The organism is Streptomyces sp. NPDC058086 (assembly GCF_042885015.1).
Taxonomy (GTDB): Bacteria; Actinomycetota; Actinomycetes; order Streptomycetales; family Streptomycetaceae; genus Streptomyces.
The window spans coordinates 1-18840 of record NZ_JBHVST010000046.1 but is presented as its reverse complement, the minus strand read 5'-3'; the positions used below and the strand labels follow the sequence as shown (position 1 = coordinate 18840).

The window sequence follows — 18840 nt, the reverse complement described above, 5'->3', positions numbered from 1 at the left end:
TATCTTGTTTTTTTGGGCGGGGGGCGGGGGGGGGGGGGCTACTGTATAATCCTTTATCGTCCCAAAAAAACCAACCCCGGCCACCTGTTGGGGGGGGGGGCGGGCCCCAACCCCGCCCCCCACCCCACCTGTATGTGGGCCTTCGCACACTCTCCCCGCGCAGGTCAACAGCAAGTTGACGGGTCTTCCAACCCGTGGTGGACTGCCGGAGCCAAGTACGGCGACAGAAGAGGAAGCCGGTGTGAATCCGGCGCGGTCCCGCCACTGTGACCGGGGAAGGAACTCCCCGGGAGCCAGGAACTCTCCCCGCCGGTCTCGTCGAACCAGGGCGTGGACACCCTGAGTGAGGACATAACGCCATGCGCGGCTGCCCAAGTGCCCTGCGAGCGACGGTTCCACCCGACCTGACGGTCGGCTGACCCCGTGCCTGCCGATCGCGTCTTCGCGTACGGCGCCGCCGCCGGACTCCTCGGTGACCTGCTGCTCGGCGATCCCCGCCGGGGGCATCCGGTCGCCGCGTTCGGGCGGAGCGCGGGCGCCGTGGAGCGGGTGCTGTGGCGGGACCACCGCGGTTGGGGCGCGCTGCACACCGCCGTGTGTGTGGGCGGTGCCGCCGGACTCGCCGCCGTAGCTTCCCGTGCCGTACGCCCCTCGCGTGCCGCGTCCGTCGCGCTGACAGCCGCCGCCACCTGGGCCGTCGTCGGGGGCACCACGCTCGGGCGGGAGGCCCGGGCGATCGGTGACGCCCTCGCGGACGGGGAGATCGAGACGGCCCGGGAGCGGCTGCCGCATCTGTGCGGGCGCGATCCCCAGGCCCTCGGCGCCGACGGCATCGCGCGCGCCGTGGTCGAGTCCGTCGCCGAGAACACCTCCGACGCCGTGGTGGGCGCCCTGGTGTGGGGAGCCGTGGGCGGAGTCCCGGGGCTCGTGGGCTTTCGGGCCGTCAACACCCTTGACGCGATGGTCGGTCACAGGTCGCCCAGGTACCGGCGGTACGGGTGGGCCTCGGCTCGGCTCGACGACGTCGCCGGGTGGCCGGGGGCTCGCCTCACCGCCGTGCTCGCAGCCCTCGCGGGTGACAGTCCACGAGGTGCCCTGCGAGCCTGGCGCGCCGACGCCGTCAAGCATCCGAGCCCCAACGCCGGGCCCGTGGAGGCCTCGTTCGCGGGGGCGCTCGGGGTGCGTCTGGGCGGCACCCTCTCCTACGGAGGCCGCGTCGAGCACCGGCCCGAACTCAACGGCGCCGGGCGCGCCGTGCACGTCGACGACATCGAACGGGCCGTCCGGCTGTCACGACGTGTCGGCTGGCTCGCCCTCGGCGTGAGTGCCGGCGGGCGGCTGCTCGTACAGAGGCTTCTCAGGAAGGGGCGTACGTCATGAGCGGCGGGCTGCTTGTCGCCGGGACCACCTCCGACGCCGGCAAGAGCGTCGTGACCGCCGGGATCTGCCGGTGGCTGGTGCGCCACGGCGTCAAGGTCGCGCCCTTCAAGGCGCAGAACATGTCCCTGAACTCGTTCGTGACCCGCGAGGGCGCCGAGATCGGGCGCGCCCAGGCCATGCAGGCACAGGCCGCCCGGGTGGAGCCGACCGCGCTCATGAACCCCGTGCTGCTCAAGCCGGGCAGCGACCGGAGCAGTCAGGTCGTCCTCATGGGCAGGCCCGTGGGCGAGATGACCGCCCGTGGCTACCACGGCGGGCGGCAGGAAGCCCTCCTCACCACCGTGCTGGACTGCCTCGCCGAGTTGCGGGGCACGTATGACGCGGTGATCTGTGAAGGGGCCGGCAGTCCTGCCGAGATCAATCTGCGGCGGACCGACATCGTGAACATGGGGATCGCGCGCAATGCGCGGCTGCCCGTGCTCGTCGTCGGCGACATCGACCGCGGGGGTGTGTTCGCCTCGTTCTTCGGGACGGTCGCGCTGCTGTCGCGCGAGGACCAGGAGTTCGTCGCCGGGTTCCTCGTCAACAAGTTCAGGGGGGACGTCTCCCTGCTCGAGCCGGGGCTCGACATGCTCCAAGGCCTCACCGGGCGGCGTACGTACGGCGTCCTGCCCTTCCGGCACGGCCTCGGCATCGACGAGGAGGACGGGCTGCGGGTGTCGCTGCGGGGAGCGGTCCGGGAGTCCCGGGTGACCTCCCCCGTGGGCGAGGACGTGCTGCGCGTCGCCGTCTGCGCGATCCCGCTGATGTCCAACTTCACGGACGTGGACGCGCTGGCCGCCGAGCCGGGTGTCGTCGTGCGGTTCGTGGACCGGGCCGAGGAGCTGGCCGACGCCGACCTCGTCGTCGTCCCCGGCACCCGGGGGACGGTGAAGGCGCTGGAGTGGCTGCGCGAGCGCGGACTCGCGGACGCCATCCTGCGCAGAGCCGCCGAGGGGCGGCCCCTACTGGGCATCTGCGGCGGCTTCCAGGTCCTCGGCGAGCACATCGAGGACGAGGTCGAATCGCGCGCCGGTCACGTCGACGGACTCGGGCTCCTGCCCGTCCGGGTGCGGTTCGCACGCGAGAAGACCCTGACCCGGCCCGTCGGGGAGGCGCTCGGCGAGCACGTCGAGGGCTACGAGATCCATCACGGCGTCGCCGATGTGACGGGCGGTGAACCGTTCTTGGACGGCTGCCGGGTCGGTGCCGTCTGGGGCACGCACTGGCACGGCTCGCTGGAGTCGGACGGCTTCCGGCGCGCCTTCCTGCGCGAGGTGGCGGCCGCCGCGGGCCGTCGTTTCGTGCCGGCCGCCGACACGTCGTTCGCGGCGCTGCGCGAGGAGCAACTCGACCGGCTCGGCGATCTGATCGAGGAACACGCGGACACGGACGCGCTGTGGCGGCTCATCGAGTCGGGCGCGCCGCAAGGACTGCCTTTCATTCCACCGGGAGCGCCCGCATGAGCACAGTGTTGTTGTTGTCGACCGCCGACACCGATCTGCTGGCGGCACGTGCCTCCGGCGCCCCGTACCGGATCGGCAACCCCACCCGGGTGGATGCCGAGGGCGAACTGCCGTCCCTCGTCGAGGGCGCGGACATCGCCGTCGTACGACTCCTGGGCGGCAAGCGCGCCTGGGAGGAGGGCCTGCGGAAGCTCAAGGCCTCGGGCATTCCCACCGTGCTGCTCGGCGGGGAGTCCGTACCCGACGCCGAACTGATGGCGGAGTCGTCGGTGCCCGCCGGTGTCGTCGCCGAGGCGCTGCGCTACCTGGTCGAGGGCGGCCCGGACAATCTCACCGAACTGGCCCGGTTCCTCTCCGACACCGTGCTGCTGACGGGTGAGGGCTTCGAGGAGCCGCGGAAGATGCCGGAGTACGGCGTCCACGGCGAGCGCACGTTCGTCGAGGGCCGCCCGACCGTCGGCGTGCTCTTCTACCGGGCCCACCAGCTGTCCGGCAACACCGCGTTCGTGGACACGCTGTGCGACGCGATCGAAGCGCGCGGCGCCAACGCGCTGGCCGTGTACTGCGGTTCGCTGCGCGGCGCGGACGCGGGCCTGTACGAGATCCTCGGCACGGCGGACACCCTGGTCGCCACCGTGCTCGCGGCGGGCGGCACGCACGCCTCGGAGGCGTCCGCGGGCGGCGACGAGGAGGCCTGGGACATCGGCGCGCTCGCCGACCTGAACGTCCCCGTGCTGCAAGGGCTCTGTCTGACCTCGTCCAGGAGTGCCTGGGACGCGTCGGACGCCGCCCTCTCCCCCATGGACGCGGCGATGCAGGTCGCGATCCCCGAGTTCGACGGCCGTCTGATCACCGTCCCCTTCTCCTTCAAGGAGCAGGGGCCCGACGAGGTGCCGGTCTACGTCGCCGACCCCGAACGGGCCGCGCGCGTCGCCGGAATCGCCGTACGGCACGCCCGGCTGAAGCACAAGCCGAACGCGGACAAGAAGCTCGCCCTCGTCTTCACCGCCTATCCGACCAAACACTCCCGGGTCGGCAACGCGGTGGGCCTCGACACGCCCGCCTCCGCCGTACGGGTGCTCGACGCCCTGCGGGACGCCGGGTACGTCGTCGAAGGGCACCCCGACAACGGCGACGAGTTGATCCACCGGCTCATCAACGCCGGTGGCCACGACGTCGAGTGGCTCACGGAGGAGCAGCTGGCCGCCGCGCCCGCGCGTGTGCCGCTCGCCGACTACCGGGCGTGGTTCGACAAGCTCGACCCCGAGCTGCGCGACGGCATGCTGGAGACGTGGGGCGAGCCCCCGGGCAGCCTGTACGTGGACGGCGACGACATCGTCCTGGCGTCCCTCCAGTTCGGAAACGTCGTCGTGATGATCCAGCCGCCGCGCGGCTTCGGCGAGAACCCGATCGCGATCTACCACGACCCGGACATGCCTCCGTCGCACCACTACATGGCCGCGTACCGCTGGCTCGAGAACAGCTTCGGCGCCGACGCCGTCGTGCACATGGGCAAGCACGGCACGATGGAGTGGCTGCCGGGCAAGGGCCTCGGGCTCAGCGGCGGCTGCGCGCCGGACGCCGTCCTCGGTGAACTCCCGCTCATCTACCCCTTCATCGTCAACGACCCCGGCGAGGGCACCCAGGCCAAGCGGCGCGGCCACGCCACGGTCGTCGACCACCTCGTACCGCCGATGGCCCGCGCGGACACCTACGGCGACCTCGCGAAGCTGGAGCAGCTCCTCGACGAGTACGCGCTGGTGTCCGACCTGGACCCGACGAAGGCCCCGGCGGTCCGCGCGCAGATCTGGACGCTGGTCAAGGCGGCGGAGCTGCACCACGACCTGCATGTCGACGAGCAGCCGGACGACGGCGACTTCGACGAATTCGTGATGCACATCGACGGCTATCTGTGCGAGATCAAGGACGTGCAGATCCGCGACGGTCTGCACATCCTCGGCGGCGGTCCGGAGGCCGAACCGCGCGTCAACCTCGTGCTGGCCGTGCTGCGCGCCTCCCAGGTGTGGGGCGGCACCGCGAACGCGCTGCCGGGTCTGCGGGCCTGCCTCGCCGAGTACTTCGGGCTGGTCGAGAAGGAGCTGCTCGCCGAGCCGGGCGCGCCGGTGAAGGTGCCGGTGGAGCTGACGGACCTCGTCGAGGGCCCGGCGCGGACCGGAGCCGACGCGATCGACCTGCTGGAGCAGCTGTGCCGCCGGATCGCGGAGGGCATGGAGGAGCGCGGCTGGGTGACGTCCGAGAGCACCGCTCTCGTGCGGGAGGTGCTCGGCGTCGAACTCCCCGACGCCGTCGCGGTGCTGGAGTTCGCCTGCTGTGAGGTCGTACCGCGCCTGGCCCGGACGACGGACGAGATCACCCACATCCTGCGCGCCCTGGACGGCGGTTACGTCCCCGCGGGCCCGTCGGGTTCACCGACCCGCGGGCTGGTGAACGTCCTGCCGACCGGCCGCAACTTCTACTCGGTCGACCCCAAGGCGATCCCGTCCCGGCTGAGCTGGGAGGTCGGGCAGTCGCTCGCCGACTCCCTGGTGCAGCGGTATCTGCAGGACACGGGCGAGTACCCGAAGTCCGTCGGTCTGACGGTCTGGGGCACGTCCGCGATGCGCACCCAGGGCGACGACATCGCCGAGATCCTCGCGCTGCTCGGCTGCCGCCCGGTCTGGGACGACGCCTCGCGCCGCGTGACCGGTTTCGACGTGGTGGCCCTGGAGGAGCTGGGCCGGCCGCGCATCGACGTCACGGTCCGCATCTCCGGCTTCTTCCGGGACGCGTTCCCGCACGTCGTGGGCCTGATCGACGACGCGGTGCGCGCGGTGGCCGAGCTCGACGAGCCCGCCGACCGCAACTACGTCCGCGCGCACGCCGACGAGGACACCGCCGAGCACGGCGACCGGCGCCGCGCCACCTCCCGCATCTTCGGCTCCAAGCCGGGCGCGTACGGCGCCGGTCTCCTCCCCCTGATCGACGCCCGCAACTGGCGCTCCGACGCCGACCTCGCCGAGGTGTACGCGGTGTGGGGCGGCTACGCCTACGGGCGCGGGCTCGACGGGCGGGCGGCGCGCGGGGACATGGAGATCGCGTTCCGGCGGATCGCCGTCGCCGCGAAGAACGTCGACACCCGTGAGCACGACCTCGTCGACGCCGACGACTACTTCCAGTACCACGGCGGCATGGTCGCGATGGTCCGGCACCTGACGGGCGCGAGCCCGGAGGCGTACGTCGGCGACTCGGCCGTACCCGACCAGGTGAAGACCCGCACGCTGGGCGAGGAGACCCACCGCGTCTTCCGCGCCCGGGTCGTCAACCCGCGCTGGATGGCCGCGATGCGACGGCACGGCTACAAGGGCGCCTTCGAGATGGCGGCGACCGTCGACTACCTCTTCGGGTACGACGCCACGGCCGGGGTCGTGGACGACTGGATGTACGAGAAGCTCAGCGCGGAGTACGTCTTCGACGCGGAGAACCGGGACTTCATGAAGAAGTCCAACCCGTGGGCGCTGCGGGGCATCACGGAACGGCTGCTCGAGGCCGCCGACCGGGGGCTGTGGGCCGAGCCGGACGCGGACACGCTGGAGCGGCTGCGCGCCACCTATCTGGAGCTCGAAGGCGACTTGGAGGGCGACGACCAGTGAGTACCCCGTTCCCGTTCACGGCCGTGGTCGGCCAGGACGACCTGCGGCTCGCGCTGCTGCTGAACGCCGTGTCGCCCGCCGTGGGCGGTGTGCTCGTCCGCGGTGAGAAGGGCACGGCCAAGTCCACGGCCGTACGCGCCCTCTCGGCGCTCATGCCGGGGGTGGACGTCGTCGCCGGGTGCCGGTTCTCGTGCGACCCGGCCGGGCCCGACCCGGCGTGTCCCGACGGCCCGCACGAGCCGGGCGCGTTCGAGACCCGGCCGGCCCGCATGGTCGAGCTGCCCGTCGGCGCCTCCGAGGACCGGCTCGTGGGCGCGCTCGACATCGAGCGGGCGCTCGCGGAGGGCGTGAAGGCCTTCGAGCCGGGGCTGCTGGCCGACGCGCACCGCGGGATCCTGTACGTCGACGAGGTCAACCTCCTCCACGACCACCTGGTCGACCTGCTGCTGGACGCCGCCGCCATGGGCGCCTCGTACGTCGAGCGCGAGGGCGTCTCCGTACGGCATGCGGCACGCTTCCTGCTCGTGGGGACCATGAACCCCGAAGAGGGCGAGCTGCGGCCGCAGTTGCTCGACCGGTTCGGGCTGACCGTCGAGGTGGCCGCCTCGCGGGAGCCCGACCAGCGGGTCGAGGTCGTGCGGCGCAGGCTCGCCTACGACGACGATCCGACGGGCTTCGCGGCGCGCTGGGCCGACGAGGAGTCCGCCGTACGGGCCCGGATCGTGGCGGCGCGGGAGCTGCTGCCGTCCGTGCGGCTCGGGGACCCGGCGCTGCGGCAGATCGCGGCGACCTGCGCGGCCTTCGAGGTGGACGGCATGCGGGCCGACATCGTCATGGCACGGACCGCGACCGCGCTCGCCGCGTGGGCGGGACGGACCGAAGTGCTGGCGGAGGACGTACGTCAGGCCGCGCTGCTCGCGCTGCCGCACCGGCGGCGGCGCAACCCCTTCGACGCGCCGGGGCTCGACGAGGACAAGCTCGACGAGACGCTGGAGGAGTTCGGGGGATCGGACGAGGGTTCTTCCGAGGAGGGTTCTTCCGACGACGATCCGGACGGGGACCCGGATCCGGACGGGCCCGGTGGGGGTGGGCAGCCACCTCAGGACGGGCCGGACGGCGACTCTCCCGCCGGTGACGTCCCGGCGCAGGGCGAGCCCTCGGACGACGGGCAGGCGCCGGCCGCGCAGGGCGCCGGCGAGCAGTCCCCCGTACGAGCCGCCGAACCCTTTCGCACGAAGGTGCTGAGCGTGCCGGGGCTCGGCGAGGGCGCGGCCGGGCGGCGTTCGCGGGCGCGGACCGAGCACGGGCGGACCACCGGGTCGCGGCGGCCCCGAGGGACGCTCACCAAGCTGCACCTGGCGGCGACCGTGCGGGCGGCGGCGCCCCATCAGCGGGCGCGGGGGCGGTCGGGGCGCGGTCTCGTCGTACGGCGGGACGATCTGCGCCAGGCCACCCGGGAGGGGCGTGAGGGCAACCTCGTGCTGTTCGTGGTGGACGCCTCCGGGTCGATGGCGGCGCGGCAGCGGATGAGTGCCGTCAAGGGCGCGGTGCTGTCGCTGCTGCTCGACGCGTACCAGCGGCGGGACAAGGTGGGGCTCGTGACCTTCCGGGGGTCCTCGGCCGACGTGGCGTTGCCGCCCACCTCGTCCGTGGACGCGGCCGCCGCCCGCCTCGAGTCGCTGCCCACGGGTGGGCGGACGCCGCTGGCGGCCGGGCTGCTGCGCGCGCACGACGTGCTGCGGGTCGAGCGGCTGCGGGATGCGGCGCGACGGCCGTTGGTCGTCGTGGTGACGGATGGTCGAGCCACCGGTGGCCTTGAGCCCGTCGCGCTCGCCGAACGTGCGGCGCGGCTGTTCGCGGCCGACCAGGTCGCCTCCGTGGTCGTCGACTGCGAGGCGGGGCCCGTGCGGCTCGGACTCGCGGGGCGGCTCGCGGGTGAACTGGGCGGCACGGCGGTGACGCTGGACGAGTTGCGGGCCGACGCGATCGCCGGGCTCGTGCGCGATGTGCAGGGAACTTCGAGGAGGGCCGCGTAATGCCGCAGGGGCAGCCGAGCGTCGTACCGGAGGACGGACTGACGACGCGTCAGCGCCGCAACCGGCCGCTGGTCGTGGTGCACACGGGGATCGGGAAGGGCAAGTCCACCGCCGCCTTCGGGCTGGCGCTGCGCGCCTGGAACCAGGGGTGGCCCATCGGGGTGTTCCAGTTCGTCAAGTCGGCGAAGTGGAAGGTCGGGGAGGAGAACGCGCTGCGCGTGCTCGGCGCCTGTGGCGAGGGCGGGTCCGTCGACTGGCACAAGATGGGCGAAGGCTGGTCGTGGGTGCAGCGCGACTCCCAGATGGACAACGAGGAGAAGGCCCGCGAGGGCTGGGAGCAGGTCAAGCGGGACCTCGCCGCCGAGACGTACAAGCTGTATGTGCTGGACGAGTTCGCCTACCCCATGCACTGGGGATGGGTGGACGTCGACGAGGTCGTCGCCGTGCTGCGGGACCGGCCCGGGACCCAGCATGTCGTGATCACCGGGCGCAACGCTCCCGAGAAGCTCGTCGAGTTCGCGGATCTCGTGACGGACATGTCCAAGGTCAAGCATCCGATGGACGCCGGCCAGAAGGGCCAGAGGGGTATCGAGTGGTGATGTCCGTCCCTCGGCTGGTCATCGCCGCGCCCTCGTCCGGGAGCGGCAAGACCACCGTTGCCACGGGGCTGATGGCGGCCTTCGCCTCACGGGGGCTCGCCGTGTCCCCGCACAAGGTGGGGCCCGACTACATCGACCCCGGGTACCACGCGCTCGCCACCGGGCGCGTGGGGCGGAATCTCGACGCGTATCTGTGCGGTACGGAGCTGATCGCGCCGTTGTTCGCGCACGGCGCGCGCGGGTGCGATCTCGCGATCGTCGAAGGAGTGATGGGGCTGTACGACGGGGCCGCCGGGGAGGGTGAGCTCGCGTCCACGGCGCAGGTGGCGAAGTTGCTGCGGGCACCGGTGGTGCTGGTCGTCGACGCGTCGTCGCAGTCCCGGTCCGTGGCCGCGCTGGTGCACGGGTTCGCTTCCTGGGATCCCGAGGTGCGGGTTTCCGGGGTGATTCTCAACAAGGTGGGGTCGTCGCGGCATGAAGAGATGCTGCGGGAGGCTCTGGACGAATCCGGGGTGCCGGTGCTCGGGGTGCTGCGGCGCGCCGCGCAGGTGGGGACGCCGTCGCGGCATCTTGGACTGGTGCCCGTTGCCGAGCGGCACGCGGCAGCGGTCGAGTCCGTTGCCGCCATGGCCTCGCAGGTGCGGGAGGGGTGCGATCTCGACGGGCTGCTCGCGTTGGCGCGGAGCGCGCCCGCGCTGTCGGGTGCGGCCTGGGATGCGGCTGCGGCTGTCGTTTCTTCGCCCCCGCCGCCCCTTCCCTCCCCCAAGCTCTCGGCTTCGCTCGAGCAGGGGGGACCCCCATCAACCCGGGGGGGGGGGGGCCCCCCCCCCCCCCCCCCCCCCCCCCCCCCCCCCGGGGCGCCCCCAGACCCCCGCCATCGGCCTGAACGGCCTCGTCCTCAAACGCCGGACGGGCTGAAAGATCGCGGGACCGGGCTGCGTGCGGCGCCCCGAATCGCCGTCGCCGGAGGGGCCGCCTTCACCTTCTCCTACGCCGAGCATGCCGAGCTGCTGACCGCCGCGGGAGCCGAAGTCGTCACCTTCGACCCTCTGCGGGACGAACAACTGCCGGACGGTACCGGCGGGTTGGTCATCGGTGGCGGGTTTCCCGAGGTGTACGCGCCCGAGCTGTCCGCCAACGAGCCGTTGCGCAAGGCCGTGGCCGAGCTGGCGTTCGGCGGAGCGCCCGTCGCCGCCGAGTGTGCCGGGCTGCTGTATCTCTCTCGCGAGCTCGACGGGCAGCCCATGTGCGGGGTGCTCGACGTCTCGGCCGGGATGAGTGAGCGGCTCACCCTGGGCTATCGGGACGCCGTGGCCGTGAGTGACAGCGTGCTCGCCGTCGCCGGGACGCGGATGCGGGGGCACGAGTTCCATCGGACCCTCGTCGAGCCGGGCGCCGGGGCGGCTCCCGCCTGGGGGGTGCGCGCCCCTCAGCGGCGCGTCGAAGGTTTCGTACAACAAGGTGTGCACGCGAGTTATGTGCACACGCACTGGGCGTCACAGCCCGGTGTCGCCCGTCGGTTCGTGGAGAGGTGCCGGACGTCATGAGCAGCAAGCTGATCGGAATCGGGGTCGGCCCCGGTGACCCGGAGCTGGTGACCGTCAAGGGCGTCAACGCGCTGCGCGCCGCCGAGGTCGTGGTCGTGCCGGTGATGGCCGCGCCTGATGGAATGGACGGAGGAGAGCGGGGGCGCGCGGAGGCCACGGTCCTGCACTACGTGCCCGAGGAGAAGGTCGTCCGCGTCGTGTTCGCGCTCAACGAGCGGACCGACCGGGGGCGGCGCGAGGCCGCCTGGGACGCGGCCGGCGCGCGGGTCGCGGAGTTGCTCCGGCGGCACGCGTCCGTCGCCTTCGCGACCATCGGCGATCCGAACGTGTACTCGACCTTCACCTATCTCGCGCAGACCATCGAGGAACTGGTGCCCGGCACGGTCGTCGAGACCGTGCCCGGTATCACCGCCATGCAGGATCTGGCGGCACGCTCCGGGGCCGTGCTCACGGAAGGGACGGAGCCGCTCACCCTCGTGCCGGTGACCGCCGGGGCCGCCGTGCTCAAGGACGCCCTCAACGGGCCCGGGACCGTCGTCGCGTACAAGTTCGGGCGGCAGGCGCACGAGGTCGCTGAGGCGCTGCGGGTGACGGGGCGGCTCGACGACGCCGTGTGGGGGTCCGCGCTCGGACTGGAGGGCGAGTCCATCCGGCCCGCCGCCGACCTCGACGGCGAGCCGCTGCCGTACCTCTCCACCCTCATCGCACCCGCCCGGCGGGACGGCAAACGCGGCGGGAAACTGTGAGCCCCGGAAAGTCACCCGCTCCCGGCGAGCCCCACCACCAGCCAGATGAACCCCGCTCCCGCGATCGTGCACAGCAGGGTCGAGCGGGCCGGGTGCTCGTGGTGCGCCTCGGGAAGGATCTCGGCGGCGGCCAGGTACAGCAGTACGCCGCCGAAGAGGCCGAGATAGCCGCCGAGCGCTTGCTCCGGGATGGTGAAGAACAGGGTCGAGGCGGCGCCGACCACCGGGGCCACCGCGTCCGCGAACAGCATCGTGATCGCCTTGCGGCGCGCGTTCCCGTACAGGCTCGTGATCGTGTACGTGTTGAAGCCGTCCGCGAAGTCGTGGGCGATCACCGCGAGCGCGACCGCCAGGCCCATGCCGCCGCCGACCTGGAAGGCGGCGCCGATCGCGACGCCGTCCATGGTGCTGTGCCCGACCATCGCCGCGGCGGCCGTCAGGCCCACCTCGGGCGCGCGTCCGTCGTGCTCCTCGCCGCCGTGCGCGACCTGCCGGGCGGCCAGCAGACGTTCCACCAGATGGGCCAACAGGAACCCGGCGACGAACAGCAGCAGGGCCGCCGGTACGCCGAACACCTCCTCGCCCGCCGCCTTCAGCGCCTCCGGAAGCAGATCCAGACCCACCACGCCGAGCATCAGCCCGCCCGCCAGGCCCAGCACCAGGTGGCGGCGGTCGGTGACCCGCTGTGCCGTCCAGCCGCCGGCCAGCGTCATCAGGAACGCGCCGAGCGCGACGAAGACCGCCATGAGCCCTTCGTATCCGATCGCACCCCGTTCGCGCACATCCGGCGACAACCGCGCGCCCACCGACGCGCCCACTGACTTCTCGCAGCACCCGATACATCCGTAGGAGAGGACCGATTCCCATGGCCGATGCCCCCACCGGCAAGGTGACCATCGTCGGGGCAGGGCCCGGCGCCGCCGACCTGCTGACGTTCCGCGCCGCGCGCGCCATCGCCGAGGCCGACGTCGTGATCTGGGCGGCCAGCCTGGTGCAGGCCGAGGTCCTCGAGCACGCGCGCGAGGGAGCGGAGATCCTGGACTCGGCGACGATGTCCCTGGAGGACGTCGTGGCCGTGTACGAGCGGGCGGCGGCGGAGGGGCTGAAGGTGGCCCGCATCCACTCCGGCGACCCGGCCCTGTGGGGCGGTACGCAGGAGCAGCTGGACCGGTGTGCGGACCTCGGCGTCGAGACCGAGATCATTCCCGGCGTCTCCTCCTTCTCCGCCGTGGCCGCGCTCGCCCAGCGCGAGCTGACGATCCCCGAGGTAGCGCAGTCCGTGATCCTCACCCGGCTCGGCGGCGGCAAGACGCCCATGCCGCCCGGCGAGGAGGTGCGGGAGTTCGCACGGCACGGCACGACCATGGCGCTGTTCCTGTCGGCCGCCCGCAGCGGACAGCTCGTACGGGAACTGCTGGAGGGCGGCTATCCGACGTCCACGCCGGTCGTGGTCGCCTACCAGGCGACCTGGCCGGAGGAACTGATCGTGAAGTGCACGATCGAGACGCTGGAGGAGACCGTCAAGGAGCACAAGCTCTGGAAGCACACCCTCTTCCTGGTCGGCCCCGCCCTCGACGCGACCGGCACCCGCTCGCACCTCTACCACCCCGGTCACTTCCACGGCTTCCGCAGGGCCGATCCGCAGGCGCGCGCGGAGCTGCGCGCGGCCCGCAAGGGCAGCCCGTCGTGATCACCGTCTTCGGTACGGGGACGGGGGCACCGCTGTCCACGGACGCCTCGGACGCGCTGGCCGATGCCGGGCTCGTCGTGGGCGCCCGACGGCACCTTGCGTCGGCGCGGCTGCCCGACGCGGTGGAGCGGATCGTCCTGGGGCCGCTCGCGCCCGCCCTCGACGCGATCGAGGGATGCCTGGAAAAGGAGCGGCGCGTCGTCGTGCTCGCCTCCGGTGACCCCGGGTTCTTCGGGATCGTGCGGGCGCTGGCCGAGCGGTTCGGGGCCGAGCGGCTGGACGTGCGCCCCGGTGTCTCGTCCGTCGCGACCGCCTTCGCGCGGCTCGGGCTGCCCTGGGACGACGCGGTGGTGGTGAGCGCCCACGGGCGCGCGCTGCGCACGGCCGTCCAGGTCTGCCGCTCCCACCCGAAGGTGGCGGTGCTGACCGGACCCGGCTCCGGGCCCGCCGAGCTGGGCGCCGCCCTCGCCCACCGCTCCGCCGGGCGCGTCCTCGTCGTGGCGAGCGCCCTCGGGGACCCCGCACACGAGCGTGTCGAGCGGGTCACCCCGGCTCAGGCCGCGGCCCGCGACTGGGGTACGGCGGTGAGTGTCGTCCTGTGCCTCGACGAGTCGCGGGCCCTCGCCCCCGTGCGGACGGTCGCCGGTCCCCCGGCCGGACCCGACCGGTGGGCCCTGGACGAGCGCGAGTTCGCCCACCGCGACTCGATGATCAGCAAGTTCGAGGTGCGGGCGCTGGCGCTGGCCCGGCTCGGGCCGCGCCTCGGCGAGCTGGTCTGGGACGTCGGCGCGGGCTCCGGGTCCGTCGCCGTCGAGTGCGCGCGGTTCGGGGCCGCCGTCACCGCGATCGAGAAGACACGGGACGGCTGCGACCGCATCCTCGCCAACGCCGAGGCGCACGGCGTCGACGTCCGGGTGGTGCACGGGGCCGCGCCGACTGTGCTGTCCGACCTGGACGATCCGGACGCCGTGTTCATCGGCGGCGGGGGGCGCGAGCTGCCCGCCATCGTGACCGTCTGCGCACGGCGGGCCCGGCGGGCCGTCGTCGTCGCCATGGCCGCGCTCGACCGGGTGCCGGCGGCCCGGGAGGCGCTCACCGCCGCCGGGTTCGACTGCGACGGCGTACTGCTGCAGTCCTCCCGGCTCGCGCCGCTGCCCGGGAACGTCACCCGGCTCGCGGCCACCAACCCCGTTTTTCTGCTGTGGGGCGTCCGGCCTCCGGCGCGTACCGAAGGAGTCCTCCAGTGATCGGCCTGATTTCCGCCACGGCGGCGGGCGCGGCGGCCTGTGACCGGCTGGCCGCGGCCTGGCCCACCCGTACGCGGGTGTACGACGGGTCCGTCGGGGACGCCGTCAGGCGGGCCTTCGCGGAGTGCGACCAGTTGGTGTGCTTCCTCGCCACGGGCGCGGTGGTGCGGCTGATCGCACCGCTGCTGGGCGACAAGACGTCCGACCCGGGGGTCGTGTGCGTGGACGAGGGCGGGCGGTTCGCCGTGTCGCTCGTCGGCGGTCACGGCGGCGGCGCCAATGAACTCGCCCGCGAGGTGGGCGAGTTGCTCGGGGCCGAGCCGGTGGTGACGACGGCGACGGACGCGGTCGCAGTGCCGGGACTCGACACGCTCGGCTTCCCCGTGGAGGGGGAGGTCGCCGCGGTCACCCGGGCGCTGCTGGACGGCGAACCCGTCGCCCTGCGGGCCGAGTTGGCGTGGCCGCTGCCGCCCCTGCCGGTCGCGCCGGAGGGCGTGTACGGCATTCGTGTCACCGACCGGGCCGTGGCGCCCGGCGAGCGCGAAGTGCTGCTGCGGCCGCCCTCCCTGGTGGTGGGGGTCGGCGCGTCCAAGGGCGCCCCGGTGGCGGAGGTCCTCGGTCTCGTCGAGGACGTACTCCGTGACGCCGGGCTGTCCCCGAAGTCCGTCGCGGAGCTGGCCACCGTCGACGCCAAGGCCGAGGAGCCCGGCATCGTCGAGGCCGCCGAACGACTCGGGGTGCCCGTGGTGACGTACACCGCCGAGGAGTTGGCGACGGTGGACGTGCCGAACCCCTCGGACGCTCCGCTCACCGCCGTCGGTACCCCGTCCGTGGCGGAGGCCGCCGCCCTCGTACGCGGTGGTGAACTCCTCGTACCCAAGCGGAAGTCGACGCGGGCGGACGGACAGCCCGCGATGGCCACCTGTGCCGTCGTGCGCCGCGTGGCACGCGGGCGGCTCGCGGTGGTCGGGCTCGGACCCGGCGCCCGTGACCTGCTCACCCCGCGGGCGAAGGAGGAGCTGCGGCGGGCGTCCGTGCTCGTCGGGCTCGACCAGTACGTCGACCAGATCCGCGATCTGCTGCGCCCCGGCACCCGGATCCTGGAGTCCGGGCTCGGCGCCGAGGAGGAGCGGGCGCGCACGGCGGTGGCCGAGGCGCGGCGCGGGCAGGCCGTCGCACTGATCGGCAGCGGCGACGCGGGCGTGTACGCGATGGCGTCACCGGCGCTGGCCGAGGCGTCCGACGACATCGACGTGGTCGGGGTGCCGGGCGTGACCGCCGCGCTCGCGGCCGGAGCGATCCTGGGCGCGCCGCTGGGCCACGACCACGTGTCGATCAGCCTCTCCGACCTGCACACACCGTGGGAGGTCATCGAGCGCCGGGTGCGGGCGGCGGCCGAGGCGGACATCGTGGTGACGTTCTACAACCCGCGCAGCCGGGGCCGCGACTGGCAGCTCCCGAAGGCGCTCGCGATCCTCTCCGAGCACCGGGAACCGACGACGCCGGTCGGGGTCGTCCGCAACGCCTCCCGGCCGGACGAGTCGAGCCGGGTGACGTCGCTGGGGTCCCTGGATCCGGCGATCGTCGACATGATGACCGTCGTGACCGTGGGCAACACGGCGACGCGTGAGATCGCCGGGCGCATGGTGACACCGCGCGGCTACCGCTGGCAGGAGGATCCCAAGTGAGCCGAGTGAGCCAGGTGTTCCCGGAGAACCGGGTCGTGCACCCCATCGAGCAGGAGTCCTTCCGGCGGCTGCGTGCCCGCCTGGACACCTCGCGCTTCCCGCCGCTGACGCGGGCGGTCGTGGAGCGGGTCATCCACTCCGCGGCCGACCTCGACTACGCGGACGACCTCGTCACCGACGAGGGCGCCCTCGCGAAGGCGCACGCGGCGCTGCACGCCGGGGCGCCGGTCGTGGTGGACGTGGAGATGGTCGCGGCGGGCATCACGCGCCGCGACACCGTCTGCCGCCTCAAAGACGCCAAGTCCGGCCCGGGGCTGACCCGTTCGGCCCACGCGATCCGGCTCGCGTACGAGGACGTCGGGCCCGGCGCGCTCTGGGTGATCGGCTGTGCGCCGACCGCGCTGGAGGAGCTGCTGACCCTCGACGCCGACCCGGCGCTCGTCATCGGGCTGCCCGTCGGCTTCGTCGGCGCTGCCGAGTCCAAGGCCGCGCTGCGCGAGAGCGGACTGCCCGCCGTCAGCAACGTGTCCGAGAAGGGCGGCTCGGCGGTCGCCGCCGCCGCGCTCAACGCCCTGCTGTACCACCCCGCAACCAAGGAGCTTTCGTGACCACCCCGCCCCCCGCCCTGCTCATCGCCGGACACGGCACCCGGGACGAGGCCGGAGCCGAGGCCTTCCGCGACTTCGTACGGCAGTTGGGGCGCCGTCACCCCGAACTGCCCGTCGCCGGAGGGTTCATCGAACTGTCGCCGCCGCCGCTGGGTGACGCCGTGACCGAACTGGTCGAGCAGGGGGTACGCCGGTTCGCCGCCGTGCCGCTGATGCTGGTGTCCGCCGGGCACGCCAAGGGGGACATCCCGGCGGCGCTGGCCCGCGAGAAGGAGCGGCACCCCGGGATCTCGTACACGTACGGGCGCCCGCTGGGCCCGCACCCGTCGCTGCTGGCGGTGCTCGAACGGCGGCTGGACGAGGCGCTCGGCTCCGCGGCCCGTACGCCGGAGGACCGGTCCGACGTCACCGTGCTGCTCGTCGGGCGCGGCTCCACCGACCCGGACGCCAACGCCGAGGTGCACAAGGCGGCGCGGCTGCTGTGGGAGGGGCGTGGGTACGCGGGCGTCGAGACGGCGTTCGTGTCGCTGGCGGCGCCGGACGTCCCGTCGGGTCTGGACCGCTGTGTGAAGCTGGGCGCGCGGAGGGTCGTGGTGCTGCCGTACTTCCTGTTCACCGGCATCCTCCCCGACCGGGTGCGGCAGCAGACCGAGGGCTGGGCGGCCGCGCACCCGGACGTCGAGGTGCGGTCGGCCGAGGTCATCGGACCCGAGCCGGAGCTGCTCGACCTGGTCATGGAGCGGTACCGGGAGGCCGTCAAGGGAGACCTGCGGATGAACTGCGACTCCTGTGTCTACCGCATCGCGCTGCCCGGCTTCGAGGACAAGGTGGGCCTCCCCCAGCAGCCGCACTTCCACCCGGACGACGACGGGCACCACCACGACGGACACCACCACGGGCACCACCACGGCGGGCACGCGCATGCGCACTGAGGGCGTGCACGGGGGCGACGCGCACGATCTGCGGCACCACGGGGACGCCGAGGTGCGGGACGACGGCTCCGCACTCACCGATCTCGCCGTGAACGTCCGTGCGGACACACCTCCGGCGTGGTTGCGCGAGCACGTCGCCGCGTCACTGGACGGGCTCGCGGCCTACCCGGACGGGCGGGCCGCGCGGGCCGCGGTGGCGGCGCGGCACGGGGTGCCCGTGGAGCGGGTGCTGCTGACGGCGGGGGCGGCGGAGGCGTTCGTGCTGCTGGCCCGCGCGCTGAAGGTCCGTCAGCCGGTGGTGATCCACCCGCAGTTCACCGAACCGGAGGCGGCGCTGCGGGATGCCGGCCACACGGTCGACCGGGTGCTGTTGCGTGAGTCGGACGGCTTTCGGCTGGACCCCGCGGCCGTACCCGAGGACGCGGACCTCGTCGTGATCGGCAACCCGACCAATCCGACGTCCGTGCTGCACCCGGCGGCCGCGATCGCCGCGCTCGCCCGGCCCGGGCGGACGTTGGTGGTCGACGAGGCGTTCATGGACGCGGTGCCGGGTGAGCGGGAGGCGCTGGCCGGACGGACGGACATCCCCGGGCTTGTCGTGCTGCGCAGTCTCACGAAGACGTGGGGGCTGGCGGGGTTGCGGATCGGGTACGTCCTGGCCGCGCCCGGCACGATCCGTGAGCTGTCCCGTGCGCAGCCGCTCTGGCCCGTCTCCACGCCCGCCCTCGCGGCGGCCGAGGTGTGCGTGTCGCCCCGGGCGCTCGCGGAGGCCGCCCACGCGGCCCGGCGGGTCGGCTCCGACCGGGCCCATCTCGTCGCGGGGCTCAGGGAGTTCGAGCCCGACGGGTTGCGGGTCGTCGAACCCGCCGAGGGGCCGTTCGTGCTGATTCGGCTGCCTCGGGCGACGGTGGTGCGGCGTCAGTTGCGGGGGCTCGGGTTCGCGGTGCGGCGTGGGGACACGTTTCCGGGGCTGGGGGACGACTGGCTCCGCCTGGCCGTACGTGACCGGATCACGGTCAATGGGTTCCTCCAGGCGTTGGACCGGGCGGTGGTGGTGGCTGGTCGATGAGGGCCGGGTACGGCAGGGGGCTGTCTCGCCCCCGCCGCCCCTACCCGTCCCATCCCTACTTGGGGGCTCCGCCCCCAAACCCCCGATCGGCCTGAACGGCCTCGTCCTCAAACGCCGGACGGGCTGAAGATGCGCGCAGCGCC

14 protein-coding genes and 1 riboswitch are annotated in these 18840 nt (G+C 73.3%); of the genes, 13 read left to right on the top strand and 1 reads right to left on the bottom strand.

What is annotated here, in order from left to right:
- Positions 1-181 precede the first annotated feature (181 nt).
- A riboswitch (cobalamin riboswitch) is annotated at positions 182-324 on the top strand.
- Between the two features lie 99 nt (positions 325-423).
- From ACFVWD_RS30505 to cobI, 7 genes are read left to right on the top strand one after another with little or no spacing between them, the layout of a single operon-like run.
- Positions 424-1380, top strand: a complete 957-nt coding sequence (locus ACFVWD_RS30505) for a cobalamin biosynthesis protein (RefSeq protein WP_389600725.1) — start codon at positions 424-426, stop codon at positions 1378-1380.
- Entirely contained in the window at positions 1377-2885 is a 1509-nt protein-coding gene (locus tag ACFVWD_RS30500) for a cobyric acid synthase (protein WP_389600723.1), read from the top strand. Before ACFVWD_RS30505 ends, ACFVWD_RS30500 begins: the two co-directional genes overlap by 4 nt.
- A complete protein-coding gene (gene cobN, locus ACFVWD_RS30495; RefSeq protein WP_389600721.1) occupies positions 2882-6535 on the top strand; it encodes a cobaltochelatase subunit CobN in 3654 nt (1217 codons plus the stop codon). The genes ACFVWD_RS30500 and cobN overlap by 4 nt, the downstream gene beginning before the upstream one ends.
- Positions 6532-8571: a putative cobaltochelatase gene (locus ACFVWD_RS30490; RefSeq protein WP_389600720.1), complete on the top strand. Its 2040-nt coding sequence runs from the start codon at positions 6532-6534 to the stop codon at positions 8569-8571. Before cobN ends, ACFVWD_RS30490 begins: the two co-directional genes overlap by 4 nt.
- Positions 8571-9170, top strand: coding sequence for a cob(I)yrinic acid a,c-diamide adenosyltransferase (gene cobO, locus ACFVWD_RS30485; RefSeq protein WP_099940688.1), 600 nt, complete (start codon positions 8571-8573; stop codon positions 9168-9170). Before ACFVWD_RS30490 ends, cobO begins: the two co-directional genes overlap by 1 nt.
- Positions 9170-10717 carry a cobyrinate a,c-diamide synthase gene (locus ACFVWD_RS30480; RefSeq protein WP_389600718.1) on the top strand — a complete coding sequence of 516 codons (1548 nt, stop codon included), beginning with the start codon at positions 9170-9172 and terminating at the stop codon, positions 10715-10717. The genes cobO and ACFVWD_RS30480 overlap by 1 nt, the downstream gene beginning before the upstream one ends.
- A complete protein-coding gene (cobI, locus tag ACFVWD_RS30475; protein WP_389600716.1) occupies positions 10714-11463 on the top strand; it encodes a precorrin-2 C(20)-methyltransferase in 750 nt (249 codons plus the stop codon). The genes ACFVWD_RS30480 and cobI overlap by 4 nt, the downstream gene beginning before the upstream one ends.
- 11 nt (positions 11464-11474) lie before the next feature.
- On the opposite strand, the gene ACFVWD_RS30470 is transcribed toward cobI, so the two are convergent.
- Positions 11475-12209, bottom strand: a complete 735-nt coding sequence (locus tag ACFVWD_RS30470; RefSeq protein WP_389600714.1) for a ZIP family metal transporter — start codon at positions 12207-12209, stop codon at positions 11475-11477.
- A gap of 119 nt (positions 12210-12328) precedes the next feature.
- On the opposite strand from ACFVWD_RS30470, the gene cobM reads away from it, so the two are divergent.
- From cobM to cobC, 6 genes are read left to right on the top strand one after another with little or no spacing between them, the layout of a single operon-like run.
- Positions 12329-13153 (top strand): precorrin-4 C(11)-methyltransferase, encoded by an 825-nt coding sequence (cobM, locus tag ACFVWD_RS30465; protein WP_101405897.1) that lies wholly within the window; start codon positions 12329-12331, stop codon positions 13151-13153.
- On the top strand, positions 13150-14400 hold the full coding sequence (gene cbiE, locus ACFVWD_RS30460) for a precorrin-6y C5,15-methyltransferase (decarboxylating) subunit CbiE (protein ID WP_389600712.1): 1251 nt from the start codon (positions 13150-13152) through the stop codon (positions 14398-14400). The genes cobM and cbiE overlap by 4 nt, the downstream gene beginning before the upstream one ends.
- On the top strand, positions 14397-16088 hold the full coding sequence (gene cobJ, locus ACFVWD_RS30455) for a precorrin-3B C(17)-methyltransferase (protein WP_389600710.1): 1692 nt from the start codon (positions 14397-14399) through the stop codon (positions 16086-16088). Before cbiE ends, cobJ begins: the two co-directional genes overlap by 4 nt.
- A gap of 5 nt (positions 16089-16093) precedes the next feature.
- A complete protein-coding gene (locus ACFVWD_RS30450; protein ID WP_389600802.1) occupies positions 16094-16696 on the top strand; it encodes a precorrin-8X methylmutase in 603 nt (200 codons plus the stop codon).
- Positions 16693-17628: a sirohydrochlorin chelatase gene (locus tag ACFVWD_RS30445; RefSeq protein ID WP_385375586.1), complete on the top strand. Its 936-nt coding sequence runs from the start codon at positions 16693-16695 to the stop codon at positions 17626-17628. The genes ACFVWD_RS30450 and ACFVWD_RS30445 overlap by 4 nt, the downstream gene beginning before the upstream one ends.
- Positions 17618-18697: an Rv2231c family pyridoxal phosphate-dependent protein CobC gene (cobC, locus tag ACFVWD_RS30440; protein WP_389600707.1), complete on the top strand. Its 1080-nt coding sequence runs from the start codon at positions 17618-17620 to the stop codon at positions 18695-18697. The genes ACFVWD_RS30445 and cobC overlap by 11 nt, the downstream gene beginning before the upstream one ends.
- Positions 18698-18840: the final 143 nt, after the last annotated feature.